The organism is Marinobacter similis (assembly GCF_000830985.1).
GTDB lineage: Bacteria > Pseudomonadota > Gammaproteobacteria > Pseudomonadales > Oleiphilaceae > Marinobacter > Marinobacter similis.
In genome coordinates this window covers 2391411-2417901 of the sequence record NZ_CP007151.1, presented here as the reverse complement: position 1 = coordinate 2417901, position 26491 = coordinate 2391411, and the positions used below count along the sequence as shown (strand labels likewise).

Genomic DNA, 26491 nt, shown 5'->3' with positions numbered 1-26491 from the left:
AGGTGATTCATTTGACGGCCACACCGGCGCCGCCGTCGACTGCGGCGGCCGCCAGGATCTCGGCGAATTCCCGGGGCGCTCGGCTCGGGCGCTGGGATTTCATATCGACGCAGGCATGGGTGGAAACCGCCCGCACCAGGGTCTTGCCGTCAGCCGGACGGACCAGCTGGAACTGGCGAGACGAGCGGAATCGGCCATCATAGCCGGTCAACCAGGTGCCCAGAATCAGCCGGTCACCAGCGTTGGCCGATGCCAGGTAGTCGATCTCGGTGCGGGTGATGGCCATCGCCTTGCCCGTCGCCTCATGCAATTCCCAGGTCATACCCAGACTTTCGATGTGGGCCCAGCTAACATCTTCCAGCCAGCGCACGTAGACCACGTTATTGGCGTGTCCCAGGCGATCGGTGTCGTCGTCGCGCACGGTAATTTCAAGCGTAAACGGATCAGGCAGATCCCACTGAGGGGCACTGGCATCGGTCATACTTCGTCGTCTCCAAGACCGGGAATGGCCTGCAACGGTAGCCGCCCTATGCGATCGTTGTGAAGTGAACCAAAGTATAGGTAACCGCCATGGGGGTTGACCGAGGTGATCTCCTGTAAATGTGTACCCCGAGTGTCATGGAGACTGGTGATCACCTCGCCGTCCCGATCGAAGGCCACCACCAGGCCATACTCCCGCGGCGTGGGCTTCAGGCGGTCCGGCAGCTTCGCCACCAGATCCTTGAGCCAGGGGTTGCGGTGCAGGGTATCCACCCGGGTGTCTCGAAGCGAGGGAAAGGCCACCCAGTAACGCCCCTGTGCGTCCACTGCCAGGTTATCGGGGAAACCCGGAAGGTTGTCGGCAAACACCTCGGCCTGGCCGGCCTTTGGGCCGTGAATCCAGTAGCGCAGGGTACGGTACTTCCAGGTTTCGTTGACCAGCACAAAACTGCCGTCCGGCGAGACCGAAACCCCATTGGCAAAGTGCAGGTTGCCCAGCAGCACCTCAGCCTTGCCGGTCCGCGGCGAATACCTCAGCAAGCGGCCATGGGGGCGCATTTCCAGCAAGTCGAGCCGGTAATCCGGTTGCTGGAAACGGGAACTGGCGTCGGTAAAGTAGATGCGGCCATCGGGACCGATATCGACGTCATCGGTGAACCGGAACGGGGTGCCCTCGGCTTCCCGTGCCAACACGGTGATGGTCTTGTCCGGTGCAATCGACAACAGGCCTTTCCAGGCGTCGGCCACAATCAGATTGCCGGCGTCGTCGAATACCAGGCCCAGGGGGCGACCTTCGGTCTTGAGCCAGGTTTCCACCCGGCCATCGGGGAACAGCCGGACAATACGGCCATCCTCGGTGCCGGCGTAGACAGTACCATCGTCACTGACGGTGGTATCTTCCGGGCCATACACTTGCCCGCGAGCCAGCAGGTCCGCCAGCCGGAGACGCTCATTCGGGGCCAGGGGGCCGGTCAGCGGCGGCGGCGAGGGCGGTTGCCAGGCCTTGCTGTCAATGGGTGATGGTGTCAGTAGAAAACCGCCCAGCAACACGAACAGGACCAGCGCTCCCACCATCAACCATTTCATAGATCATGCCCGCCTGTTCGTGTATTCAAACCCGTTTCCGCGATGGCTTAACCTTAGCAGACCGCCGCCACCCGAGAAAAATGCGAACTCCGGGGAAGAAAATAACCTACTGATCCTCGGCCAGGAACCGGCGACTCAGGGCAGCAAAGGTATCGGCCTTCTCGGCGTGCAGCCAGTGCCCGGTATCCTCGATAACGCGCAGTTCCGCAGCGGGAAACAGACGCTCGATCTGCTCCCGGTGCTTGTCCTGGATGTAAGCGGATTCGGCACCTTCAGGAACAGCACCGGTCCCTCATAGGGTCCGTCGCCTTCTGGAGCCATGGCGAGATTGCCATAACAGGCATCGATGACCGGCAAGTTCAGGCGCCAGCGGAAGACGGCGCCGCCCTCTTCCTGCTCCTCACGCGGTACCCGTTCAAGATTCTTCAGCAGGAATTGGCGGATGGAAGGCACATCAACAAACTCGGAAAGAAACTTGTCGGCATCCTGGCGAGTACGCGCATTCTGCAGGTCGAGGCTTTTAAGCCCCTCCAGGATGGCATCGTGGCGCGGCTTGTAGCTAACCGGCGCAATGTCCGCGACCACGATTTTCTCGACCCGGTCCGGCGCCTGCAAAGCCACCTGCATGGCAACCTTGCCGCCCATGGAATGGCCAAGAATGCGGGCCTTGTCGATGCCCTGCCGGTCCAGATAGGCAATCACATCCTCGGCCATGGCGGGGTAGTCCATGGTGTCGCTGTGGGGTGAATTGCCGTGATTACGCTGATCCAGCGCGTGGACTTGCCATTCATCCTGCAACCGGCGGGCAATGCCACCGAGATTCTCCAGCGACCCGAACAGGCCATGCAACAGGATCAGCGGCGCACCTTCGCCGGTAATACGGTGGTTCAGCTCGACACTCATGGGCAGATGATCTCCGGTTTAGCGGGTGGTTTCTGACCGGTTACATTACCACCGCCAGTGCAGTGAGCAAATTCTGCCTGACCGTGACCGTCCTTCTGGAACCAAAGCACAGGCACAAAAAAGCCGGACCAAGGCCCGGCTTTTTCAGTCATCGGCGTTACACCGGAAGACTCAGCAATAGAAGATGCTGTTCAAGTACTCGGCGAGCGCCATAACGTTCGACCGTTCAATCTCATTGTGCGGTACAAAAATTTCCTGTTCCATATAACTCCTCCTGAAAACACCGTTCCATTGCATCAACCTGATGACTTAATGCTATCGTTGTTGCCATGACAAACCGTTGACAGGCGGTTTCATTCGCTTGACATTTTGTATCAACCCCGGATGAAAGTTTGTTAACCATCGGGAATACGCCTTGATCTCTGCTGCGCCAGAAAACAACCACACGCCCCTGGTGGCCGCCTCCAGTACGTTAGCCCTGGTGCATTACCTCCAGAGCCAGGGCCTGCTGGAGCCGGCCCGGGTGCAACAGATCATCGGCATGGATTTGCAGGCGCTGGCCGATCCGGATTTGCGGATACCGGCAACGGCTCACTACCGCCTGTGGGATTACGCCGAGGAGGTAACCGGCGATCCGGCCGTGGGTCTGCACGCCGGCCGGGTGGTCGATCCGGAGCGCATGGGACTGGTGGGCCACGTGTTCTTTAACTGCGACACTTTGGGTGAGGCAGTGACCCAGTATGTCCGCCTGCACCGGTTGATCAACGAATCGGTGATCCTGAGTTTTGAGCAGACCGGCGAAGAAGCCATACTGACCTGGCAACCGGATGCCCCCAACCACTACTCCCGGCAGGACATGGACCGAACCCTGGCAGCGGCACTGAGCCGAACCCGGCACTTCATCCATCCGGAGATTCAGGCCGAATGGGTCGAGATCGCACATCCGAGCCCCAGTTACGCCGGCGAATATGAAACCCTGCTGGGTGGTCCGGTGACGTTTGACTGCGCCTCTACCCGACTGGCCTTCGACAGCCGCCATCTCAGTCATGGCATCCCCCGCCGCAATCCCTACGTATATTCCGCGGTCCTGAAGCAGGTGAACTCGGTGTTGGCACGGCTACAGCCGAGACGCTCATTCGGCCGCAAAATCCGACGGCTGATTTCCAAGCAAATGGCCACGGAGAGGATTGATGCCGACAGCCTGGCGCGGCAGTGCCACATGAGTCGCCAGACCCTGTATCGAAAATTGAAGCGGGAGGGGCTCAGCTTCCACGATCTGGTGGAGCAAGTTCGCAAGGACAAGGCTCTGCGCTATGTCGCTGCAGATCACTACGCCCTGGGTGAGATCGCCTTCCTGCTGGGATTTTCGGAACTCAGCGCCTTTAGCCGCGCGTTCAAACGCTGGACCGGCACGGCGCCGGCCCAGTACCGCGCCAAACAGCTGGCCCGCACCCACCCGACATCCGGGGCCTTGGCCCCTTCGGACGCGCATAAGTGATTATGGAAAATATCTCTCTGGTGGCAGTGGCGGTTGGCCTGCTTTACCTGGCTGCACTGGCCTGTATCTACCGGATTCTGCTGACCTATCGCACCGCCCAGGGCGCCATCGCCTGGATCATCGGCCTGCTCGGTTTGCCCTACGTGGCGGTGCCGCTGTTTGCACTGTTCGGGCGCTATCGCTTTGGAGGTTACGTCCGGGCCAGGCGCATGGGGAACCGGGGCCTGACCAACCTGCTGAACCGATTTGAACGCCAGACGACTTCCATCGCAGCGCCGGCCGACCAGTACTTTACCGATGAACTCCAGGTGCTGTGCAAACTGGGCCGCCAGCCCTTTACCGAAGGCAATCGCTGCACCTTGCTGCGAGACGGCGAAGCGACCTTTGAGGCCTTGTTCGAGGCCATGGAGAACGCCACCCGCTATATTCTGATGGAGTTCTACATTGTCCGTTCGGACCGGGTTGGCCGCCGCATAAAGTCGATCCTGGAGCGCAAGCTGGCCCAGGGCGTGGAGGTCTGCTTCCTGTATGACAACATCGGCAGCGTCGGGTTATCGAAAACCTACCTGAAACAGCTGACTGCCGCCGGTGCCCGGGTCGCCGCCTTTGGCGCTGGCAACGTCCGCCGACGCCGATTCCAGATCAACTTCCGCAACCATCGCAAGCTGCTGGTCTGCGATGGCACCATCGGCTTTGTCGGCGGCATCAATCTGGGCGACGAATACTTGGGCACGGCCATGGACCAGGAACCCTGGCGGGATACCCATTGCCGGATCGAGGGCCCGGCGGTGACCGGCCTGCAGCTGACCTGGCTGGAGGACTGGAATTGGGCCAGTGACGAGTGCCCGGATCTGGACTGGGCGCCGCAGAACAACACCGCCGGTGAGGATCGGGTACTGATGCTGCCAACCGGACCGGCGGATGACTGGGAAACCTGCACCCTGTTCTTCCTGAACTGTATCAACAATGCCCGCAGTCGCCTGTGGATCTGTTCGCCCTACTTCGTGCCCGACTTCCAGATCATGAACGCGTTGCAGCTGGCCGCCCTTCGTGGTGTCGATGTGCGCATCATGATTCCGGAGAAATCCGACAGCAAGCTCATTGGCCTGGCGGCATACTCGTACCTGGTTCAGGCCTGTAAAAGCGGGGTTGGCATCTACCGCTATCAGCCGGGCTTCATGCATCAAAAGGTGATTCTGGTGGATGACCGGTACGCCGCGGTGGGCACGGCCAACCTGGACAACCGGTCAATGCGACTGAACTTCGAAATCACTGCCGTAACCACCGCGCCGCATTTCATCAACAGCGTCGAGTCCATGCTCGAGGACGACCTGGACAACTGCAGGCTGATGACCGAGCACGACTACAAGGACAGGTCCATCCTGTTCCGGTTGACCTGCCGTGCCATCCGACTGCTCGCGCCACTGCTATGATCCCGGCTGCAAGCAAGGTACTGGTTTCTTGAGGCCCGACTATGCGACTATTCTCGGACCTATCAGCCCGTATGCAGTAGCGACACCACACCATGAACGCGTTCCGACCCAGAGAAACCCTGACCGAACAGGTCGCCCGCCACATTGAGAACCAGATTGCCTTCGGCCAGCTACGTTCTGGCGAACGCATTTACGAAGGTGTCATGGCCAAAGATATGGAGGTCAGCCACGGCTCCATCCGCGAGGGCCTGCTGTTGCTGGAGAAACGTCACCTGGTGCGGAACGTGCCGCGCAAGGGCGCCTTCGTGACCACCCTGGACGAGTATTTTGTCCGCAGCCTGTACGAGACCCTCGAACTCTACCTGACCCACACCGGCCGAAAATTGGTCCGGCAGTGGCAGCCGGCCGACATGGAACGGCTCGAGTCGCTCTATGCTCGAATGAAGTCCTGCTTTGAAACCAGCGACCTGATGGCGTTTCTCGAGCTGGGTATCGAGTACACCAAGGCCTCCCTGGTGTACGCGGACAACTACTTTATCGTGGCCGCCATCGACGATCTCTGGCCCTCGGCCAAGCGTTGCGCTTTCGTAGCCTTCCAGCGCGGTGGCAGCCATGTCTTCGAGGACAACCTGGCGCACATGCAGGAATCCATCCAGGCGATCAAAGACCGGGATGAGGAGCGCCTGACGACGATCCTGCACCGCTACGCCATGCAGCAATGCCAGCAGGTGCTGGACGCCATCGCCGTGAACGAGAAGCAGGACGCCTAGCCGGCGATCAGTAGAACAGCTGGGTGAATGAAAAACCGATGTTCAGGTAGGCGGCCCAGTCGTCCCGGTTGTTGTAGGCGGTGGCAAACTGCACAGGCCCCAGAAAGGTATCCACGCCGGCAAACAGGCTGTAGGAACGCACCGTGTTACTCCAGCTGGCCTGATCAAACGATTCCCAGGCGTTACCCGCCTCAAAACCGGCACCGGCAAACCAGGGCACCCACGGCCCGCCAAATGCCTGACTCGCATAGAGTGCACCCAGCAGGGCGTTATCACCGGTAATCTCGCCCGGCGCGTACGCTGACAGCCGGCGGAACCCACCCAGGCGCACCGCGTTCTCGATGCCGGGTTCACCGGCGGTTACCGCCTCGGCAAACAGCAAGCCTGTCATATTGAAGCCTTTCCAGCTGTCGGTGCCCAGCAGCATGCCGGTGACCGAATCAAACTGTCGGTCTGAGCCCAGCCCCTCGCGCTCCACCCGACCCCGAATACCGGCGAAAGCGCCGTGGCGGGGGAAGAAGGTGTCGTCCAGGGAATCATGCACCAGTTGCAGGCTGAGACCGCCCGATGCACGGTATCATCGCGTACAATCGGCTGGCCGATCTGTTCATCCACGGTGGCAAAGCCACGGACGTAGGTCAGGCGGATTTCTGCGTTACCGCCCAATTCCATACCCAGGGCCAGGTCCAGATCCCGGTAAGTGACATCCACTTCGCTGACCGGGCGGGTACCACCGTCATAGATACCCAGCGTGTCACGACTGTATTCGCCACCAAGCACCAGGAAACGTTGGTAGCCATAATCCAGTGGCTGATACCACTGGGTCCGCACCCAGGGATCGGTGCCGAGCTGAACCCCGGTCTGCCATTCTGCACCCAGGTCATTAAGCTCGGTCATTCTCAGGCCGGTGGCGATATTGAAGCGGGTTTCACCATCGAAGTTGTCCTCGTATCCAAGGCCAAACGACAGGTAATTCGGCCCCCAGCTTTTCTCCTTCACCCGCACAGTCAACACGGTGCCATCGGGACTCGGTTCCAGGGCGTAGGACACCGTTTCGTAGTAGCCCAGACCATAAATACGCTTGAGATCCGCCTCCAATGCTTCCACGTCGAGGGGCTCACCAGCCTTTTGTTGAATTCGCTCGCGCAGGAATTCAGGGGCCAGCCCCCCGCCCTGCTCGATTCGGATATTGGCAATCGGCCCGGCCTGGTAGGGTGTAAATGCCACCTGCTCCTTGTAATCGGCCCACTCGCTGGGCGGCACCATCAAAGGCCTCAACTCCACAGCCTTGTCCCTGGCAGCGGTAGCACCAAGTTCGAACAGCATCGGCGCGTTGTAGAAATCTGCCGAACTGACGCCCACAAGGTCGGGCCGGATGATGATGTCCTGATCGCTCAGCAGGTCCAGCTGCTGTTCGGTATTACGGCGGGTCATGATGGTGGTCAGCTGTCCCACCACAGAGAAGGCCTCGTTCAGTTTTTCCGCATCCAGCAGCGGGTCGGTGATATCGACGGCAATGATCACGTCTGCGCCCATGTCCCGGGCGACGCTGACCGGCAGGTTATTAGCCACGCCACCGTCCACCAGCAGCCGGCCATTGCGGTTAACAGGAGCGTATACACCGGGGATGCTCATGCTGGCGCGGACAGCCTCGGCCAGATTGCCATCGCCCATCACCACTTGTTCGCCGGATTCCAGATCGGTGGCCACCGCCCGGAAGGGGATGGCCAAACGATCGAAGTCCTCCACCAGCGCGGCGTTGCGGGTCAGTTCATTGAGAATGAAACCCAGGTTCTGGCCCGCGATGATGCCGCCCCCGACATACAGGCCATCGACCCGGACCCCAATCCCTGGAGTAACCGGCAGTCGCACCTCATCCTGTTTCCGGCGTATTGGCTTGTAGACCCGGCCAGGATCGTCCTGGAAGCTGGACAACCAGTCCATCTCAATGAACCGACGTTCGATGTCCTCCACCGGCATCCCTGATGCATAAAGCGCGCCCACTGCAGAGCCGGCACTGGTGCCCACCACCAGGTCCACGGGAATGTTCATTTCCTCCAGCACTCGCAGCACCCCGACATGGGCCATGCCTTTTGCGCCGCCACCACTCAGTACCAGCCCAACCGTTGGCCGCTCCGCCGCATACAGGGACGTAGCCATCACGGCGATGACCAGCACCACAATCCGCAAACCAAGCTTCATTGCCAGCAGTACTCTCGAATCAGGCACCGTGGTGGCTTGTCGGATGCGTCTTCGTCGACCAATGACAGGTGTGACACATCCGGCACCACCGGCGGTGGCACCTCACGCTCCACACCCAGATCGGTGCCGGCGGGCGCCAGTGTCCAGTCTTCAATGTGCTGGAACATCGGCGGCTCCACCTCGGTATGCTCCATCAACGTGACACCAACCGGGTCCAGGCTCAGGCCTGAGCCGGACAGAATGTCGTCCACCTTCTCACCGGCCACCGGCAAGCGTTCCCCGGGTTCTGGGTCAGGCACCTTGCCGGTGGTCGCTGCCGGAGCTGACGGCGGCGTTTCAGTACCCGCCGGCTTGGCAGCACTCGATGCCACGGGCTCCGGAGTACCGGTGGGGGCCGGACGTGATGGTTCCGGCGCGCCGGCCATCGGCTGAACATAGGCAATCATGCCGTGCTTCTTCAGCACCGCACGGTACTTCTCAGCCTGAACTTCTTCCAGCTTGTTGCGAATAACCACCGGCTGGCCACTGAACATCCGCTCCACCTGCTCGACACTGGCCTTGAACAAGTTGCGCGCATTGGCTCGAGCAGTCTCCGAATCGGTGCCGGGAGCGCATTCTCCTTTAAAGACGAGCTGAAACATGCGAATTCCTCTTATATGACTGTCTTATTCACAGAATAGTTGATAGCTTAGCCGCCGGCTGCCGCCAGGCCGTCGTTCGAACCGCAACAAACGCAAAAAGTTGAAAAATTCATGCCCTTCATTACGCAAAGTGCCAGCCACTCTGCAATAATCACCTGTAACGAAAGTTTACACTCGGTAACACGAATGCCTGATTGCCACGGGGAGCACCCGTCATGAAAACCACTTTTTTTGCCACTGCCATGGCCACCACACTACTAGCAGCCACCGGCGCCGCCCATGGCGAGAACCTCGATATCCTGATGAGCCAGGTTTTTCCCCAGGACCAGGCGACGTACATTGGCTACGAGAGCGTTGAGCGTGAAGACATCCCCACCTCTGCGACCGTCGAACGCAAATACCTGATTGTCGACTTTCGTTTTGAGGCCGCGCAGCCGCCAGTAGAGCAGCTTCAGGCCAGCGTACACAAGGTATGCATGACCCTGCTGAAAGACCACGACCTGATTCGCCAGCTCTCCAATTCCGGTTACGACATGGTCGCCGTCGCCTTCGACCGCCGCTCCCAGTTCGACTGCCTGTAAGGCACCCCGACTATCGCTTGCGACCAAGCAGTTTCGGGAACGACTCCAGAGCACTGTTCACCGCGTCCAGGTTAAACGCCTCCACGTCCGCCAGCAGCTTCTCACCGTAATGGGTCACCGATTTCGAGCGGAACCGCTGACCCCAGGCCATCAACCGCCGGGCGAAATCCTTCATCTTCTCCGGATCCCCGCTTTCGCGGATGGTTTGCCACTCGTCTCCGAAATCCGACGCCAGCTGTTCCCGCAACCAGCCACGCTCCTGAATACTCAGGGTCTGGGCCAGCAGGCGCTCGGCTTCCTTGGGTTCGCCCTCGTCCTCGGCCTCTTTTCCGGTTGCCTCCACTCTGGGTAGGACCACGGTAAACACAGAACCTTCACCGGGCTCACTCTCAAGCTCCAATTCACCGCCCATCATGCGCGCCAGTTTCCGGCTGATTGCCAGCCCCAGGCCCGTACCGCCATAACGCCGAGTGTTCTGGCCTTCCTGCTGCTCAAAAGCGTCGAATATGCGGTCGCGCTGATCCGCGGGAATCCCAATGCCGGTATCCCGGACCGTAACGACCAGCCGGTAGAACTTACGAACCTCACCGCTGCCTACGTCCGACTCGCTGGTTTTCTCGGACTTCAGCCGCGTCGCCGTGGCCCGAACCGTGACACCACCCTCGTGGGTAAACTTGATGGCATTGCCCACCAGGTTGAACAGCACCTGCCGCAACCGGGTTTCATCGAGCATCATCGCGGCCGGCATGTTTGAATCGACACTGACCTCCAACGAAATACCCTGCTCCATGGCGCGCAGATCGAAGATGTGTCGCACATCGCCCAACAATCTCCGCATCGAAACCGCCGAATAGTCCAATCGCAGCTTGCCGGCCTCGATTCGGGACAGATCGAGAATGTCGTTGATCAGCATCAACAGGCTTCGACTGCCCGCCCGGATTGCTTCCAGATAGGTGCGCTGCTGGGGATCGGTAACGGTATTGTTGAGCAGATCGCTGTAGCCAATGACAGCGTTCATCGGAGTCCGGATCTCGTGGGACATGTTGGCCAGGAACTCACTCTTGGCCAGACTCGCGGTTTCCGCTTCCCGGGCCAGGCGCTCGGCTTCCAGCTTGGCCGCCCGCAGTTCATCTTCGCTACGGCGCAGGGCGTTTTCGGAACGAATCCGCTCATCCACTTCCCGGGACAGCTTGCGGTTCCAGTACAGGAAGATCAGCACCACCAGCACGGCTATCAGCACTACCCGTCGCACCACCGTGTAGTCGGTCTCCTGCTCGATATCGAGGTGGATCCAGCGGTTGTAGATAGCCTCCGTTTCCGACGCGTCGAGGCTGTTCAGGGCCTGATTCAGAATCCGGTGCAACTCGGGGTTGTCCTTGCTGACCGCCAGCCGCAGGTCGTACTCGTAGGGCGTGATGCTGGTGATTCGCAGATTCGACAGCCCGAGCCGGGCTACGGTGTAACTGACAGCCGGAATGTGGGTGACCATTACCTCCAGATCGCCGTTGGACAACGCCAGCAAGCCTTCCTCAACCGTTTCCACCGGATAGATATCGAGGTTTGGATGGTTTATCAGCAGGTAATCATGGGCAGCATGGCGATTGACCACCCCCACACGCTCATCGCGCAGTTCGCGTAACTCGCCAATGAAGCGGCCGTCGTCCCGAATGGCCAGGGCAATGGGCACGGTCAGGTAGGCGCGGGTAAACAGGTACTCACTTTCGGTACGCGGGGTTCGTGACAGCCCCGGCAGAATATCGATATCGCCGGCTTGCAGCTGCCGCTCGGCGACGCCACGATCGGACACCACCGAGCGATTGAACCTGGCGTTCAGCTCGGTCTCCAGCCTAGTCACCAGATCCGGCACCAGTCCGGTTGGCCGGTCATCCTGGGCATACTCAAACGGTGGCCAGTCCGACCGGAAGGCCACCCGCAAATTGGGATGCCGCTTGAGCCACTCCTGATCCGAGGCCGACAACTCGAGGCCACTGCGTTCCAGCGCCGGCACATCGGCCTGCAGCCAGGCCTGGCGGATAACCCGGTGTTCGCTGTGACTGATGGCTGCCACCGCCTGATTCAGCACGTGGAACAAACGGTCGTCGTCCACGTCCACCTGCAACACCACATCAACCGAGCCTCTTCCAGCAACGCCGCCAGTCCGATACCACTGATCATCGCCGACTGCAGATAATCCGACACCACCGGCACCGGTCCGAGAAAGGCATCGGCCTGCCCCGACAACACGCGACTGACGGCATCACCAATGCTGTCGACCGGAACCGGGGTGAAGCTCTCGACCGGGTCGAGCATCGGATACTGGCTGAGGTCGCCATCAATGATCGCTATGCGGCCGCCTTCAAGATCCGAGAGGCTGCGAATAGCAACGTCGCCGGCACTGACAAACAGACCGTAAGTCAGGCTCATCAGGGGTTCGCTGTAACGCTTGCCGGGAGTCACCTGGGCGTCGGGCAGGCGAGTTGTCAGAATCGCGTCGGTGACCGGCTCTGGCGCTTCGCTGTCCCGGGCCAGGGTTACCGGCTCAATGGGCACGTTCAGCTTACCCGAGAGCCGGGCCAGGTAATCGATGTAGGTACCGGCAAGGGTGCCGTCGCCGGTGTCGAAGATCAGCGGAACCTGACCGACGTGCACGCCAATCCGGAAACTTTCCTGCTCGCCAAGCCAGGTCAATTCCTCATTGCCCAGGACCGGCGCTGGCGACGGCTGGGGCGGATCGGCACGCAATGGGGATTGAAACAGCACAAGAAGGCAGCATAGTAAGAAAGGTGGGATCGCCTTCACTGGATATCCTTAGGGGTTCCGCTACATTTCAGGGAACAATACCTGCAAACGACTGTGATTTCATTCTGGCAAACGCCGATCAGGAGAAACCAACCCATGGACACCAGCAAGCACACGCTCAGTACCCTTTTCGAACAACTCGGCCTGGCGGCTGATGAAAAGAGCATTGAGGACTTCGTGACCAAGTACTCGCCGCTGCCCGGGGAGATTGCGCTTCAGGATGCGCCCTTCTGGTCTGAAAGCCAGTCACACTTTCTGGAAGAAGGGCTGGAAGAGGACAGCGACTGGGCCGAAGTGATCGACGAACTGGATGCCCGCATGCGCCACTAACCGGCGTCTTCGCCTTCGATATTGATGCAATTCCGACCGGCGTCCTTGGCCAGATAGAGGGCCCGGTCGGCGCGTTCAAATACCGCCTCTTCCGAGTCACCCCGCTTGAACGCTGCCAAACCCGCCGAGAAAGTCACCGTTACCGGCTCGCCGCTGAAGTGAAACGGCAACTTGCTGATCCGCTGCCGTAACTTTTCCATCGCCACCAGAGCCGCATCCGGTCCCGTCTCCGGGAACAAGAGTACGAACTCCTCGCCGCCATATCGGGCGACATAGTCGGTGGTGCGCAAGCCGGCTTTCAGTTCCCGGGAAATCAACTGCAAGACCCGGTCACCAGCTTGTGGCCATAGCCATCATTGATACGTTTGAACAGGTCAATGTCTAACAAGCCGATGGTCAGCTCGCTCCGGTACCGTTGCCAGCGGTTGAACTCAAACGACAGTCGCTCCTGCCAGGCTTCCCGGTTTGGCAGCTGGGTCAGAAGATCGGTCATGGCCCGCTCGCGTTCGCGCCGAACCTCGGATTGCAGCTGCTCGGAATGGGCCTCCATCACGGCGATTTTTTCCTGCATCGCCCGCAACTGATCCGACATGACTTTCTCGCGATCGGTTTCCTTGTCCCGGAACCGACCGACCGCATCGCCAATGGACGACAGGTGCTGGCTCACAGAGGCCTTCAGCTGGTTCAGATCTTCGCTATCGCGAACATCAGCGCCGATACGGGCCATGCCCTCGCGAATTTCCTGGTCCAGGGTCTCGGACGCCGATAGGCGATCCATCTGAGCCGTCGACTGCTCGTCAAAATGCTCGTGCAACAGCGCCAGCCGTTCATCGAGGCGTTTCAGGAAGGCTTCGAATTCGCCACGGCTTCGATTAACCGCCGTAATCACCAGCTCGGCCACGTGGTTCAGGCCTTCCCGAAGCTCATTCCAGTCGTTGCTGGACAGCAGAGCCCGCTGCAACTCCCGGGCACGGGCCTCGGCAACCGAGTCCAGAGTCACCTGATCCAGCAGCTGACCCAGCAATTCTCCGACCCGCTGGGCAATTCTCAGGCGTTCAGAATTATCAGCCAGATCCCGGTCATTGCCGGGAACAAGACCCGCCGCTGGCGCGTCCCCGGCATTGCCATTGACGGAACCCGGTGTCGGCGCCGACGATGCTTGCGCCTTTGCCTCCTCTGCGCGCTCATCCAGCAACGCAACCTGCCGATCGATCTGCTCCTGCAGCTCGCGCCAGGCCTCAACATCCACCGTTTTCTTGCGAAGATCCTTGCGTACCCGCGCCAACAGACGATCCAGCTCCCGGGACTGACCCTCGGAAGCAAGACTGGTTCGCACCAGCATCCGCTCAAGGGTATTGCGCTCGGTTTGCCACTGCTCTTCGCGGCTATCTGAAGACTCCAGCGCCTGCAGGTATTTCTCCTTCCAGGACTGATCCGATGCCATGAAACGCTCCTGTAATGCTTTCCCTAATCTCATGATCTTGCAGTATTTCCCTATCGTCAGCTAGTCATCAGCCTGACCATCCTCACGGCGCTCGCCCGCAGACCCTCGACGGTGCGCTCGGGGATGACTCCGGTCATAAACCCGGGCCAGATGTTGAAAATCAAGGTGAGTATAGACCTGCGTCGTGGCAATGTCGGCATGACCGAGCAACTCCTGTACCGCGCGCAGGTCGCCGCTGGATTCCAGCATGTGGCTGGCGAAGGAGTGACGCAGCAGGTGCGGGTGCAGTTTTTGGTCCGCACCCTTGGCCAGGCCCCAGCGATTCAGTCGGGCCTGGACGCTGCGATGACTGAGCCGGTGGCCGCGCTGACTGACAAACAGCGCCGGCTCGGATTCGGCAGCCAGGCCCGCCCTCAGCGGCAACCAGGTCTCGATGGCGGCACGGGCCTTGCGGCCAACTGGCACTATCCTTTCCTTGTCGCCCTTGCCCAGTACCCGGACTTCACCACCGGACAGGTCCACTGACGTCAGGTTCAGCCCCACCAGTTCCGCCAAACGCAAGCCCGAGGAATACATCAGCTCGAACATGCACAGATCCCGGATTTCCAGCGGGTCGTCGGCATCGGCATCCAGCAGGTGATTGAGCTGATCTACGTCCGCCACTTTGGGCAAACGCCGAGGGCTCTTGGGCGCGCGAATATCGAGGGCAGGATTGTCGGTGGCCAGACGTTCCCGCAACAGGTACTGAAAAAGGCGGCGAATGGCGGACAGGTGGCGGGCAATACTGCGACCGCCCAGCCCGTCTCGGCTGAGCGTGGCCACATACCGACGCACGTCGTGAGTGGAAACATCTCGCCACTGGTGTTGCTGACCGGCGTTGAGCCAGTGAGCCAGCCGCAGCAGGTCGCGCTGGTAATTGTCACAGGTTCGGGGGGAATGACGTTTTTCCGAGGCAAGATGACCAATGAAATTCGTCACGGGCGCTAGCAGGCTGTCCGGCAGCTCGGTAACACCCTGTGCCTCGGCCACTTCAGCGCGTCTCCGTTGCGATCTCGGTGACCGGGGCCGCAGCGGTGTGGCGCTGCACCATTGGAGGCAGCAGGCGGCTCAGCGTATCGCTGATGTAGCTCAGAAACAGCGAACCCATGCTCTGGTCGAAATAGCCGGGCTGGCAGCTACCCACGGCAAATACCCCAACCAGCTCATCGCTGCGCAGAGGTACCAGCGCCACCGAAGCAATAGGCTCTTCCCGGTCCGGAAACAGGAAGGCGCGCTCACTCTCCCGGAACTGGCCACAAACCGCTCGATCACCTTCGAGCAGGGAGCCAAGGCGTTCATGGGCTTCAACCGGACGGACCACGTGCAATGCACCCTGGGACGCGCCGGCTACGTCGGCGTCGGTGAACAGCAGGACAGACGCCGCGTCGAGGCCAAAATCTCCGCGGATGCTGTCATCAATGGCCGAGGCCATGTCGTTCAGGGTGCGGGCTTCAATCACCTGCATCAGCAGGCGCTTGCTCTTCTCGAACAAGCGGTCATTCTGGCGGGCAATCGACACCAATTCGACCAGTTCACGGCGCAGCGTATCGCGCTGTTCCCGGAACAGGTGCACCTGCCGTTCCACCAGTGAGATGGCTCGACCGCTGTCATGGGGAAGGGTCAGGCTGCGCAGTAGCTCATCCTGATCCACAAAAAACTCCGGATTCTGACGCAGGTAATTCGCTACCTGCTCCCGGGTGAGCTCTTCGGCCTTCTGGTGGGCCGTTTGTTCTGTCATCACGCTCTCCTGACTGTCCGGACTATTATTATCGGGAAGATCGGCCATTTCTCCGGCGACGCCCCTGATGGTCGCCTGGCAGCCGCAGTTGACCCTCGAATACGCTCGTTGCGGGGCCTTCCATCATAACAGGGCCCCCTCACCCTGCCATTCGATCACCAGGCGGCCACCACGCAGTTCTACCTCGACCCGATGGTCCAGCAGACCACGCAGGCAGCCAGCCACGACGGCGGCACAGGCACCACTGCCGCAGGCCAGGGTTTCCCCTGAACCGCGTTCAAACACCCGTAGACGGGCATGGCTGCGATCTATGATCTGCAAAAAACCGATGTTGGCCCGGGCCGGAAAGCGGGGATGAGTTTCCAACCGTGGTCCCAGTGTTTCCACCGGTGCGGCATCGACATCATCGACCACAAGAACGCCATGGGGATTACCCATGGAGACCGCACTCAATTCCACGCTGGTGCCGTCCACTTCCACGGTGTACACGTCCTTGCGGCGATCAGCGGCAAACGGAATAGCCGGCGGATTGAGTTCCGGCACACCCATGTTCACCATCACCAGGCCATCCTTGCCCACCCGCAGTTCAATCACACCCTTGGCGGTCTGAACCCGGATCACCCGCTTGTTGGTCAAGCGCTGGTCACGGACGAATCGGGCAAAACAACGGGCACCGTTTCCACACTGCTCCACTTCGGAACCGTCGGCGTTGAAGATCCGGTAGCGGAAATCCACATCCGGCAATCCCGGAGGCTCCACCACCAGCAACTGATCGAAACCGATGCCGAAATTGCGATCGGCCAAGTCCCGGATCACCTCCGGGCGCAGCCGAAACGGCTGACTGATGGCATCAACCACCATGAAGTCGTTGCCCAGACCGTGCATCTTGGTAAATCGCAAGGACGCGCCCTGGCCTCGTCGCTGCTGACTCATCTCTGTCTCTCCGCTCATTCCGGCAAACAGCTTTCTGGCGCAAGCTGGTCTTCCAGCGTTTCACGGCGACGAACCACGTGCACCTGATCGCCATCAACCATCAGCTCGGGTGGCCGGTTGCGGCTGTTGTAATTGGAGCTCATCACGAAACCGTAGGCCCCGGCGGAACGAACCGCCAGCAGGTCACCAGCCTGAAGCCGAAGCGATCGGTCCTTGCCCAGGAAGTCACCGGTCTCGCACACCGGGCCGACCAGATCCCAGAGCTTCTCGTCACCCTCGGAGTGAGGCTTTACCGGCACGATTGCCTGCCAGGCATCGTACAGAGCCGGTCGAATCAGATCGTTCATGGCAGCATCAATGATGCCGAAATTGCGGTGCTCGGTGCACTTCAGGAATTCCACCCGCGTCAGCAGGATGCCGGCATTGGCGGCGATTGACGCCCGGGCTCCATCACCAGCTCCAGCTCGCGGTCGCCCAGCCGGGCTGCCAGCGCCGTCACATAGTCTGATGGCTGTGGTGGTTGCTCCTGGTTATAGGTCACACCCAACCCCCCGCCGATGTCCAGGTGGTGCACGGTAATACCTTGCTCGGCCAGGGTATCGATCAGCGCCAGCACCCGGTCGAGGGCGTCCAGAAACGGCGAGACCGAGGTCAGCTGGGAGCCAATGTGGCAATCCACGCCCTTGATGTCGAGATTGGGCAAAGTTGCAGCCCGAGCATAGACCGCGGGCGCCTCGGCAATGTCGATGCCGAACTTGTTCTCTTTCAGACCGGTGGAGATATAGGGGTGGGTACCGGCGTCGACATCCGGATTCACCCGCAGGGATATCGGAGCCTTGACGCCCAGCTCACCGGCCACGGCATTCAGGCGGTCCAGTTCAGTGTCTGACTCCACGTTGAAACACCGCACGCCAACCTCGAGCGCGCGCTTCATTTCCCACTCCTGCTTACCAACCCCGGAGAACACCACTTTGCCGGCGTCACCACCGGCCCGAAGCACCCGCTCCAGCTCACCGGCAGACACGATGTCGAAGCCCGCGCCCAGACGCGCCAACACGTTCAGCACCGCCAGGTTGCTGTTGGCTTTCACCGCGTAGCACACCAGGTGCGGCCGGCCTTCAAGGGCTTCGTCATAGGCCCGATAATGGCGCTCAAGGGTCGCCCGGGAATACACGTAGGCCGGGGTTCCAAAGCGCTCGGCAATGGTTGCGACCGGCACGTCCTCGGCGAAAAGTTCGCCGTTGCGGTAATTGAAGTGATCCATGATTGTCCTGATTCGTTAAACGGGGCCCACGAGCGGTGGGTCAGTCGCTGGCATCCTCATCATCGCGGACGTCCCGGCTGCCGGTTTCGGCCGGAGCCGTGCTCGCTTCCGCTGTCGACTCACCCGGAGCCTCCCGGTAAAGCGGGCCCTTCTGACCGCAGCCGGCCAGTGCCGTCAGCAGAATCAGACCGGTGACCAGAATGTGTACCGCGCGCATGCTTGCTACCCCTGTGTTTATATTGGCGGAAGTATACCTGAGACCCGGCCCGTGCGGCGAGAACACTAACCCCCGCTGTCCATTGCCCGGTTCAGGGATTGCTCCAGCATCGATCGATAGTAGAGGTACTGACTGGTCTGTATATCTCGCTGGTAGACCTGGGGATCAAGATCGTTGGGCAGGTGCAGATCGGTGAGATACACCGGGTAGTTCTCCTGGTTCTTCTCCTGATTCTGGCGCAGGGACCGGATGTAGTGGGCCACTGCCGGAATCAGCTGGTCGCCGTATTCCTGCACAGTGAATTCATGTTCACCACAAAACAGGTCAAAGCGGACCCGGCCTCCACCTTCCTGCACCCCAACCGCCTGCACTTCCAAACCTGGCAGGGTCGAGCCGGCATCGTGCTCCGGCCGCAGTTCCGCTTGCCAATTCCCCGCCCGCTGCACCACTTCCAGGCATTGGATACCGGCACCCGCCATGGGCATATCGCCCTGGCGCAGGAGCCTGCGTTCCAGCAGGTTTTCCAGGAATCGCAGCAATGGCGTAAGCAGATAGCGGCGATTGCTGACAGGCTGTTGCCAGCGGGTTACTGACCCCATCTCATCCACCACCCAAAGACGCGCCTGGTCGCTCCGAAGGTGGTAGAACACCTGGATACTGTCCGGCTCGCTGGCCTGGCAGACCGCCCGAAGCGCAGGCTCGTCAGTGACCGCGCAGCGGTCAAACACCACCGGCAGATAATGCTCCTGGGGAAGTGCCAGGTGTGCCATCAGACTCGCAAAACTGTCGAGGGCAACAAAACCTGGCTCCTGGCCGCTGAACTGGAGCAGAAAATAGCGCCGGTCCATTTCGATGACGTAACGCAATGGATGCGGCCCGACACCGCCGGCAAAAAACGCTCGCAAGACATCCCCGAACAGCTCCTGCACCCGCCGGGCGACGGCGGCACCATGGCCGCGATTATGGCTGTGAACCTGAATGCCGGGCAGATCGGCCGGATTTCCGGCCACCGACGCCAACACATTTTTCAGGCATTGGATCAGGGTATCGCCGGCCGCATAGTGCTGAAGGCTCACCTCATGCCAGCTGTTGAACGTGGCTGATCAATGGTCACCACCAGGTTCTCCCGGCCACCGCTGAAGCCCAGGGAGTCGTGCCGGGCGCTAAGCTTGTGCAGGCCTTTTTCGGTCAGATGGGCTTGGGGATCAACGGCAACATTCACCAGCAGCAAATGGCGTAACGGGTGCACCCCACGAGACAGGGCTTCCCGGTTGGCTGGCTCAACGGGGAACGGCAGGAAACTGGCCAGGGCATCGAGCATTTCCTGCAATTCGCTGACCGACGCCACACTGTGGCCGGCACGCACATTCAAGCGGGTGGCACGGGACAGCAGGCCATTGCAGTAACACCACAGCATCAAATCGGTGAGGTTGCCGGACCGGCGAATCACCGGCTGCCAGAAGGCGTCAGCCGGGTCTTCCAGATCCCGGTACAGGAGCCAGCCATTGCCATCACCACCCTGCTCCGATTGGTGGTGGAACGCCAGGTTCTCCTCCACCAGGGTTGGCGCCAGGCCCGGATTGATCTGCTCAACCTTACCGGCTTTGCGCTGGAACGCCGCGTAAAGCTTTCGCCCCAGTAGGTTGATGTCGTTGGCACTGATGGCGGCGCGGGTTCCGTGCTCCCGGGCCATTTTCGATAACAGCCGGTAGCTGTGAGTAAGCTCCGCGACAATCACCCGGCGCAACCGGGTGACATCTTCCGCCCGCCAGCGCTGTCGGTTATCCAGTTCGATCAGCACCGACCTGGCCATTGCCAGCGCTCGACTAATTGCGCCAGCAGGCGCGCACGCCAGTGTTCTGGCGCCTGGTCGGCGCGGGTCAGCGGCAACCCGGCTTTCAGGTACAGACTCCGCCGCACCAGATCAAGCCTGGCGCTGGCCTCAGGCGCGGACAGCCAGGCCTCCAGCCGGTTGTACAGTAAAACGTAGGGATCCAGGCCGTCGGCATCGGTCTTCCCCAGGTACACCGCGCGTTTGAATACGCTCGACAGCAGGGGTTGGTCGGAGGTCTGAGCGTAGCATTCGATCAGCAATAACTTGAGAATCGATTTCCAGGGTGCATCAATGCCCTTGTACAGCTGCCAGACCCCGGCCCCCAGAAACTCCTCCTCGGGAATCGCCGACACCGGACCAAAATCGATGAATTCATCGCCCCGAATGAACCGGCAGTCCACCAGCTGGCGCATGCACTCGTCATAGCGGTCTTCCTGATCGGCCGGCACCAGCCACCACATCGGGTAACGGCCACCCAGATGAATGCTGGTGCGGTAGAACTCATCCAGCAGCAGGTAATGCTGGGCACTGCCGCAATTCTCGCCGGTTACCTCGGCTCGCTGACGCCCGGCCCGCCAATCGTCGGCACAGAATACGAAGACGTGCAGCTCAACCCCGAGTGAAGCAGCCCAGTCGGACAGCCGGTCCGCTTTGCGCTCGAGACAGCGGATGCCCCGCTCCGACAAATCGCTGCGATGGCACAACCACAAATCCAGATCGCTGGCTACAGAATGACCAAGGGTACCGGGGCTGCCCATCAGGAACAGGGCGTCCAGGTCCGCTTGGCGCTTGCCCTCGTCCCGCACACTAAAGGTGCGCGCCAGACGACGGGCAGCGCCCAGTGTCGCGGGTGAAGGTTGATAGTGGCTCAGGCCATAAGGGCAATCGGCGTCCTGATAACCGGGCAAGGCCGGATGATTGGTGTGAAACACCAGCGGCAAGATTTCCAGCACCATCTGCTGGCGATAGGTCAGCGCCGAGTGGGCCCGTTGCCAGCGCTGCTGATTGACCGCAAGAAACCGGTCCCGCAAACGACGCAGGGTTTTGCGATCAATACCCTCGTCGAAGTTCAGGGCGATCGGGGCAACATGGGCGGTCAAGGTAGCTCCCGGGGAGAGGTTCTTTTCGAAGTCAGTATCAGTATGATGGAGCATCGTGGCAAAACCGACAAAAAAATAAAAGCGATGCCGGCAGGTTGCGGGCACCGCGCCGACTCGAAGAAAAAGAAGACCGAGGCCCACCCGTCGTGAAAGAGTTCGTTATTCGTCGCTACCGTTCCGATCAGCCCAGCGGTTCCGAACGCAGCACCCTGGTGCGCATTGATGACGAGGGCAAGGTCCTGTTCGCAGACCGTCACGCCGAATCCGTATTGGGCTACGATGCCGGCGAACTCGAAGGCTGCCCGGCCAACCAGATGCTCGCCTCCCGCCAGGACGATCCCTTTGCACCCGCTAACCGCCACCAGCTTGAGCGGGGACAAACGGTGATGGTGACTTGCCGACACAAGGATGGTTTTTTCTATACCGCCTGCCTCAGCCTGCGCCTCGACGTGCGGGATTCGGATACTGCCGCCAACGCCAGCATTCATCAGCAGGACAGCCGTCACATGGATCCGCGCCTGCTGAAGCAGGCCGAGTGCAACGCCGCCTTCGGGCTCTGGCAACTGGACGCCCGCAGTAACGAGATGACCTGGACCGAGGGCGTGTTCCGGCTGTTAGAACTACGGCCTGATTCAGACATCACCCCGGAGCAGGCACTATTTTACTGCCAGACTGGCCAGAGCCGTATTCGGGCCCTGTATCGCCGTTGCCTCCGGACCGGTAAACCGTTCACCCTGGAGCTGACTCTGCTCACAGCCCGCCAGCGGTCCCGCCGGGTGCGTCTCTATGGCCGAGCCCTGAAAGACGGCCAGCAAGTCCGGCGGGTAGGCGGCAGCCTGGTGGATCTGACCCGGGAAATGGAACAGAATCAGGCCCGCCAGCACGCCGAACAGATCCTCGAAGCCACCACACTGGCCACCCCGGACCTGGTAGCGGCGGTAGACCGGGAGCTCAACCTGCTGCATTGCAATGCCCCGTTCCAACTTCAGTTTGCCAGCGTCTTCGGCGTGTCCCCAAGCGCCGGTGACAACCTCAGGCAACTACTGGCCGAGCACCCCAACGAACGCCGGCTCATTGAACGGTTGTGGCAGCGAGCCTTCGACCGGGACACCTTCGTCGTGGAGATGCCCCTGGCCCAGCAAAACCGGGAGCTGCCGGTTTACGAATTTCACTATCAACGATTGACCAACAACCAGGGCGAAGTGACCGGCGCGGTACAGGTGGCCAAGGACATCAGCCAACGCATCCAGCACAGCGCCAGCAGTGACTACCGTATCCGCCATGACCCGGTTACCGGGCTGATGAACCGGCGCGCCTTCACCGCCCGGGTGCTACGCACACTGGAACAGAAAACCCACCGCGACTCCTGCGACAGCCTGCTCTATCTCGACCTCGATGGCTTTGACGACTTCAATGACCGGGCCGGCAGCGGTACCTGTGATCGCTACCTGCGGGAGTTGGCGGGCACCCTCGGCATCCGGGTGCGGCAACGGGATGCCCTGGCCCGACTGTCCGGCGACACCTTTGCCCTGCTGATCGAAAACTGCCCGGAACCCCGGGCCCGAAAGATTGCCGAGGATATCCTCAGGCTGATTGGTGAATTTGTCTTCGAATGGCAGGGCCAGACCCTGCAAACCACGGCCTCCGGCGGCTTGCTGGTGATGGAGACCGATGTTCCCAGTGATCCCGAGCAACTCCTTAACCAGGCCGCCAACCTGTGCCACACCGCCAAAACGTCGGGGCGCAACCGGGTGCACACGGCCCGGGCATTGTCCTGCCAGGCCGACGACACCACAGCGAATCAACAGCTGGATTTGATTCGCCGGGCGCTGGAAGACAACAACCTGACCCTGGTGTACCAGGCGCTCCGTCCGGTGACCAGCGTCACCTGGGGCGATCACATCGAGATCCTGTGCCGGATACCCGGCGACGATGAAGACCCGGAGCCCCTGCAGCCAGAGCAGTTCCTGCCCATTGCCGAGCGCTTCGACCTGGCCAAACGACTGGACCGTCGGGTCATCAGTGAGACCCTGGCCTGGCTCAGCAGCCAGCCGTTGCTGGAACCACGAATTAAATACTGTGGCTTTAACCTGTCACTGACCAGCGTGCTGGACGACACTTTTCCCGACTTCATGGAAACACAGCTGCGGCAATCGCCGTTCCCGGCGCACTGTTTCTGCCTGGAAATCCGCGAAGCCCACGCCACCCAGTACCCTGAAGAGGTAACGGTATTGTGCGATGCCCTGCACCGGCTCGGCTGCCGGGTGGCGCTGGACGGAGCCGGCGCATCGGTGGAAAGCTACAGCCTGGCGGCCAACCTGCCGGTCGACATCATCAAGCTGGATCGTCGGATCATGGAAAATCTGGACGAGGATCCGGTGCAGCAGGTCATGGCGGAAGCCCTGCACAGAATTGCCGAGGTGGCGGGCAAACAGACGGTAGCGACGTTTATCGAAAACGACGACACGCTCAGGAAGGTTCGAACCCTGGGGATTCATTACGGCCAGGGCTTCCGGTTAGCCCGGCCGCAACCGCTGACGGAGCTGACACCCGCCGCGGTTGACCTGACCACCGGGCGCATCGGCGGTTAAACCGCGCGCCTGGTTACTTGGCTGGACTCAGCCCAGCAGCTTGCGCGCTCGACCGACGGCGGCCCGCACCTGATTCGGCGCGGTGCCACCCAGGTGATCCCGGGCCTGGACCGAGCTTCCAGGGTCAGCACGTCGAATACATCCTCACCGATCACGTCCGAGAACTGTTTCAGTTCGTCCAGGGTCATGTCCGCCAGGTCACGACCCTCGGCGACGCCAAAGGCAACCGACTTACCAACAATCTCATGGGCATCGCGGAAGGCCACGCCCTTCTTGACCAGGTAGTCGGCCAAATCGGTGGCGGTGGAGAAGCCACGCTTGGCCGCCACGCGCATGTTGTCAGCCTTGGCACGAATCGCCGGGATCATGTCGGCGTAGGCTTTCAGGCAACCCTTGATGGTGTCGACGGTATCGAACAGCGGTTCTTTGTCTTCCTGGTTGTCCTTGTTGTAGGCCAACGGCTGGCTTTTCATCAGGGTCAGCAGGCTGATCAGGTGACCATTAACCCGGCCGGTCTTGCCACGCACCAGTTCCGGCACATCCGGATTCTTCTTCTGGGGCATGATCGATGAGCCGGTGCAGAACCGGTCAGGCAGATCAACAAAATCAAATTGGGCCGAGGTCCACAGCACCAGTTCCTCACTGAAGCGGGACAGGTGGGTCATCAGCAGCGCGGAGAAGCTGCAGAATTCGATGGCAAAATCCCGGTCACTGACCGAATCCAGCGAGTTTTCGCTCGGGCGGTCGAAACCCAGCAGCTGCGCTGTCATGTTGCGGTCGATGGGATAGGTGGTACCGGCCAGGGCAGCAGCGCCCAGGGGCATGACATTGACCCGCTTGCGGCAATCCTGCAGACGCTCAGCATCGCGCACCAGCATCTCGTACCAGGCCAGCAGGTGGTGGCCAAAGGTAACCGGCTGGGCGGTTTGCAAGTGGGTGAAACCAGGCATGATGGTCTCGGCCTCGCGCTCGGCCAGATCCAGCAGCCCCAGCTGCAGGCGATGCAGCTCTTCGGCGATGACATCGATCTCGTCCCGCAGGTACAGGCGGATATCGGTAGCGACCTGGTCGTTACGACTGCGACCGGTGTGCAGCTTCTTGCCGGTGATGCCGATGCGGTCGGTCAGCCGCGCCTCGATGTTCATGTGAACGTCTTCCAGGCTCACGGACCACTCAAAGGTGCCAGCTTCGATGTCTTCCTTGACCGCCTTCAGGCCTTCGATGATGGTGTCGCGCTCTTCCTCGGTCAGCACGCCCACCGCGGCCAGCATGGTGGCGTGGGCGATGGAACCGGTGATGTCATGGTGATACAGGCGCTGATCAAAGCCCACGGATGCGGTGAAGCGCTCGACGAAGGCGTCGGTCGGCTCGCTGAAGCGTCCGCCCCAGGGTTTTTCAGAAGTTGTGGCCTGGTCAGGTTTGTTCTGATCCGTCATGGTCTATCTTTCCTGCTGACAGCCCGGCATCATCGGCCGGGAATTGGGTAAATTAGTGTGGCGGGAGTATAGCATTCTGGCCGATGTAAAGGAGCCACCCCTGAACGGTGACAAAGCGGTAGACGTCAGCGAATTCTTTGTGCCAGACCTGTGCCGGGTGCGGGCAGTGTTCATGCTGCTGATCACCAGCGAACTGCTGGTGCTGGTGCTGGCGATAGTCCAGGCCGAGGCCGGCTGGATCGACTGGAACTACTTTGGCCTGCTGTCACTCTTCGTGCAGTGGACCACCCTGACCAGTGCCGCGCTGATCTGCCTGCTGCGGCAATGGCTGGCCCGCCTGACGGTGGCCCGGGCCACGCTCAGTATTGTCACCATCGTGCTGCTGGACGTGTTCGCGTTCAGCCTGTTTGCCGACAGCGTCCTGCACCCCCAGGCCGGGGTCGCGGTGTGGCAGGGTATCGCCAAGAAATTACTGCTGGCCCTGCTGATCGTGCTGATGGTGCTGCGGTATTTCTACCTGCAGCACCAGTGGCAACAGCAGCGGGAAGCGAGATGCTGTCGCACCTGACCGCCCTGCAGGCCCGGATCCAGCCCCACTTCCTGTTCAACAGCATGAACACCATTGCCAGCCTGATCGCGGTTAACCCGGACCAGGCCGAAGAAGCCGTGCTGGATCTGTCGGAGCTGTTCCGGGCCAGCCTGCGCACTGTCGACCAACTCATTCCCCTGAACCAGGAGCTCGACCTGTGCCAGCGTTACCTGGCCATTGAAGCCCTGCGTCTGGGCGACCGCCTGACCCTGGAGTGGGCCATCGAACCGGGCTTGAGGCCCAGGCTATTCCGCCCCTGTCACTGCAACCCCTGGTGGAAAACGCCATCTACCACGGCATACAACCCCGCCCCGACGGCGGCACCGTGCGCATCGAGGCGCAGTCCCGCGGGGATTTTGTATACTTGATGGTTCAGAACCCGATACCGGATCAGAACGATCGCCAGCACGAGGGCAACCGGATGGCCTTGGCCAACATTCGGCTGCGCCTGCAGGCGCTTTTTGGCGCTCCGGCGGTGCTCAAACAGAGTCACCACAACGACATTTACACGGTCACCCTGAGACTGCCGCGCCAGAGCGCGAACTCCCAGCCAGCCACAGACCAGAGGAGCTGATTGCCCGCT

The 26491-nt window shown here is 60.9% G+C and carries 13 protein-coding genes and 9 pseudogenes; 7 read left to right on the top strand and 15 right to left on the bottom strand.

Translation table 11 applies throughout. The annotated features are described in order from the left end of the window. Positions 1-7: 7 nt before the first annotated feature. The 3 genes and pseudogenes from AU14_RS11175 to AU14_RS11165 form a co-directional block, all read right to left on the bottom strand. Complete coding sequence (locus AU14_RS11175; protein ID WP_041340857.1) at positions 8-481, bottom strand: acyl-CoA thioesterase; 474 nt, start codon at positions 479-481, stop codon at positions 8-10. Continuing rightward, on the bottom strand, positions 478-1566 hold the full coding sequence (locus AU14_RS11170; RefSeq protein WP_041340854.1) for an SMP-30/gluconolactonase/LRE family protein: 1089 nt from the start codon (positions 1564-1566) through the stop codon (positions 478-480). Before AU14_RS11170 ends, AU14_RS11175 begins: the two co-directional genes overlap by 4 nt. Before the next feature lie 106 nt (positions 1567-1672). After that, positions 1673-2469 (bottom strand): annotated as a pseudogene (locus AU14_RS11165) (alpha/beta fold hydrolase). Positions 2470-2884: 415 nt separating this feature from the next. Here AU14_RS11165 and AU14_RS11160 point away from each other — a divergent pair. From AU14_RS11160 to AU14_RS11150, 3 genes are all read left to right on the top strand, one after another. Beyond that, a complete protein-coding gene (locus AU14_RS11160) occupies positions 2885-3967 on the top strand; it encodes an AraC family transcriptional regulator (RefSeq protein ID WP_041340851.1) in 1083 nt (360 codons plus the stop codon). A gap of 2 nt (positions 3968-3969) precedes the next feature. Then, complete coding sequence (gene cls, locus AU14_RS11155) at positions 3970-5400, top strand: cardiolipin synthase (RefSeq protein ID WP_041340848.1); 1431 nt, start codon at positions 3970-3972, stop codon at positions 5398-5400. 92 nt (positions 5401-5492) lie between these two features. Further along, a complete protein-coding gene (locus AU14_RS11150) occupies positions 5493-6170 on the top strand; it encodes a GntR family transcriptional regulator (protein ID WP_041340846.1) in 678 nt (225 codons plus the stop codon). Positions 6171-6177: 7 nt separating this feature from the next. Here AU14_RS11150 and AU14_RS11145 read toward each other — a convergent pair. Together AU14_RS11145 and AU14_RS11140 are read right to left on the bottom strand one after the other, a co-directional pair. Further along, a pseudogene (locus AU14_RS11145) lies at positions 6178-8372 on the bottom strand (patatin-like phospholipase family protein). After that, positions 8369-9013 (bottom strand): hypothetical protein, encoded by a 645-nt coding sequence (locus AU14_RS11140; protein WP_041340843.1) that lies wholly within the window; start codon positions 9011-9013, stop codon positions 8369-8371. The pseudogene AU14_RS11145 and the gene AU14_RS11140 overlap by 4 nt, the downstream one beginning before the upstream one ends. Positions 9014-9255: 242 nt before the next feature. On the opposite strand from AU14_RS11140, the gene AU14_RS11135 reads away from it, so the two are divergent. Beyond that, a complete protein-coding gene (locus tag AU14_RS11135; RefSeq protein WP_052472149.1) occupies positions 9256-9594 on the top strand; it encodes a hypothetical protein in 339 nt (112 codons plus the stop codon). A 10-nt stretch (positions 9595-9604) separates the two neighbouring features. Here AU14_RS11135 and AU14_RS11130 read toward each other — a convergent pair. Then, positions 9605-12393: pseudogene (locus tag AU14_RS11130) on the bottom strand (ATP-binding protein). A 96-nt stretch (positions 12394-12489) separates the two neighbouring features. On the opposite strand from AU14_RS11130, the gene AU14_RS11125 reads away from it, so the two are divergent. After that, positions 12490-12723: a DUF2789 domain-containing protein gene (locus tag AU14_RS11125; RefSeq protein ID WP_041340837.1), complete on the top strand. Its 234-nt coding sequence runs from the start codon at positions 12490-12492 to the stop codon at positions 12721-12723. Here the strand turns inward: AU14_RS11125 and AU14_RS23370 are convergent. The 8 genes and pseudogenes from AU14_RS23370 to AU14_RS21595 all read right to left on the bottom strand — a co-directional run bounded on the left by AU14_RS23370 (position 12720) and on the right by AU14_RS21595 (position 21346). After that, a pseudogene (locus AU14_RS23370) lies at positions 12720-14167 on the bottom strand (diguanylate cyclase). The gene AU14_RS11125 and the pseudogene AU14_RS23370 sit on opposite strands and share 4 nt — an antisense overlap. 60 nt (positions 14168-14227) lie before the next feature. Beyond that, positions 14228-15196: a tyrosine recombinase XerC gene (gene xerC / locus AU14_RS11115; protein WP_236744014.1), complete on the bottom strand. Its 969-nt coding sequence runs from the start codon at positions 15194-15196 to the stop codon at positions 14228-14230. Position 15197: 1 nt separating this feature from the next. Next, positions 15198-15944: a DUF484 family protein gene (locus tag AU14_RS11110; protein ID WP_041340834.1), complete on the bottom strand. Its 747-nt coding sequence runs from the start codon at positions 15942-15944 to the stop codon at positions 15198-15200. A gap of 28 nt (positions 15945-15972) precedes the next feature. Further along, positions 15973-16877 (bottom strand): annotated as a pseudogene (gene dapF, locus AU14_RS11105) (diaminopimelate epimerase). Positions 16878-16891: 14 nt separating this feature from the next. Continuing rightward, positions 16892-18141 (bottom strand): annotated as a pseudogene (lysA, locus tag AU14_RS11100) (diaminopimelate decarboxylase). Positions 18142-18181: 40 nt separating this feature from the next. Next, positions 18182-18358, bottom strand: coding sequence for an LPS translocon maturation chaperone LptM (gene lptM, locus AU14_RS19090; RefSeq protein ID WP_094191203.1), 177 nt, complete (start codon positions 18356-18358; stop codon positions 18182-18184). Positions 18359-18423: 65 nt separating this feature from the next. After that, the gene (locus AU14_RS21600) at positions 18424-19434 is read right to left on the bottom strand and encodes a hypothetical protein (protein WP_236744013.1); all 1011 of its coding nucleotides are present in this window, start codon (positions 19432-19434) and stop codon (positions 18424-18426) included. After that, a pseudogene (locus AU14_RS21595) lies at positions 19431-21346 on the bottom strand (class I adenylate cyclase). The gene AU14_RS21600 and the pseudogene AU14_RS21595 overlap by 4 nt, the downstream one beginning before the upstream one ends. A 92-nt stretch (positions 21347-21438) precedes the next feature. Between AU14_RS21595 and AU14_RS11090 the strand changes: the two are divergent. After that, entirely contained in the window at positions 21439-23883 is a 2445-nt protein-coding gene (locus tag AU14_RS11090; protein ID WP_041340832.1) for an EAL domain-containing protein, read from the top strand. 27 nt (positions 23884-23910) lie between these two features. Here AU14_RS11090 and argH read toward each other — a convergent pair. After that, a pseudogene (gene argH, locus AU14_RS11085) lies at positions 23911-25319 on the bottom strand (argininosuccinate lyase). 172 nt (positions 25320-25491) lie between these two features. Here argH and AU14_RS23365 point away from each other — a divergent pair. After that, positions 25492-26482 (top strand): annotated as a pseudogene (locus tag AU14_RS23365) (sensor histidine kinase). Positions 26483-26491: the final 9 nt, after the last annotated feature.

What these genes read in the sequence shown, in the direction of transcription:
- AU14_RS11140 (WP_041340843.1), bottom strand. Translation starts at nt 9,013, where the DNA reads ATGTTTCAGCTCGTCTTTAAAGGAGAATGCGCTCCCGGCACCGATTCG.
- AU14_RS11110 (WP_041340834.1), bottom strand. Translation starts at nt 15,944, where the DNA reads ATGACAGAACAAACGGCCCACCAGAAGGCCGAAGAGCTCACCCGGGAG.
- lptM (WP_094191203.1), bottom strand. Translation starts at nt 18,358, where the DNA reads ATGCGCGCGGTACACATTCTGGTCACCGGTCTGATTCTGCTGACGGCA.
- AU14_RS11170 (WP_041340854.1), bottom strand. Translation starts at nt 1,566, where the DNA reads ATGAAATGGTTGATGGTGGGAGCGCTGGTCCTGTTCGTGTTGCTGGGC.
- AU14_RS11125 (WP_041340837.1), top strand. Translation starts at nt 12,490, where the DNA reads ATGGACACCAGCAAGCACACGCTCAGTACCCTTTTCGAACAACTCGGC.
- AU14_RS11175 (WP_041340857.1), bottom strand. Translation starts at nt 481, where the DNA reads ATGACCGATGCCAGTGCCCCTCAGTGGGATCTGCCTGATCCGTTTACG.
- cls (WP_041340848.1), top strand. Translation starts at nt 3,970, where the DNA reads ATGGAAAATATCTCTCTGGTGGCAGTGGCGGTTGGCCTGCTTTACCTG.
- AU14_RS11150 (WP_041340846.1), top strand. Translation starts at nt 5,493, where the DNA reads ATGAACGCGTTCCGACCCAGAGAAACCCTGACCGAACAGGTCGCCCGC.
- AU14_RS11135 (WP_052472149.1), top strand. Translation starts at nt 9,256, where the DNA reads ATGGCCACCACACTACTAGCAGCCACCGGCGCCGCCCATGGCGAGAAC.